At 69.9% G+C, this 529-nt stretch carries 1 protein-coding gene; it reads left to right on the forward strand.

The genetic code is table 11. The annotated features are described in order from the left end of the window. Positions 1-108: 108 nt before the first annotated feature. Positions 109-529, forward strand: a 421-nt coding sequence (locus DJ75_RS08490; protein ID WP_094524068.1) for a DUF2391 domain-containing protein, incomplete at its 3' end; no start/stop codon positions are given.

Raw genomic sequence — 529 nt, forward strand, 5'->3', positions numbered from 1 at the left:
TGAAAACCGGTTCGGAGGGGCCGCGGGACTCGTCGCGTTCGAGGGCGGCGCGCGAGACGCGTCCGAAGAAGCGTCGGTGTTTTATCGACTGCCGTCCCTTCGGGGAGTATGAAGCGCCCGCGGAGCCTCCGTCGGCCGAAGTTCCGGATCGCGGACTCCGCACAGCAGGCGGTCGGCGGCTTCCTCCTCGCGGGCCCGTTCGTCGTCACCGGAGAGGTGTGGGACTTGGCCGCGGGCATGAACGCGGTCCAAGGGGCACTGACCGCCGGGCTCGTCGCGTTGATCGGCTACGCCGCGCTCTACCGGGCGGACACCGACCGCGACCCCGAGGTGGAAAAGGAGATCGCGGGGATCCCCGCTCGGTTCGTGTCGCTGATGATCGTCGCGTTCGGGTCCGTGACCGTCCTCGCGGTGCTGTTCGACGCGCCGGACACCTTCCTCATCCAGCAGGGCGTGACGGGGACCGAGCTGTGGGCGACGACGGCCAAGGCCGTCTCCGTCAGCGCCGTGTTCAGCGTCGTCGGCGCCG

Source organism: Halorubrum sp. Eb13 (assembly GCF_002252895.1).
Taxonomy (GTDB): Archaea; Halobacteriota; Halobacteria; order Halobacteriales; family Haloferacaceae; genus Halorubrum.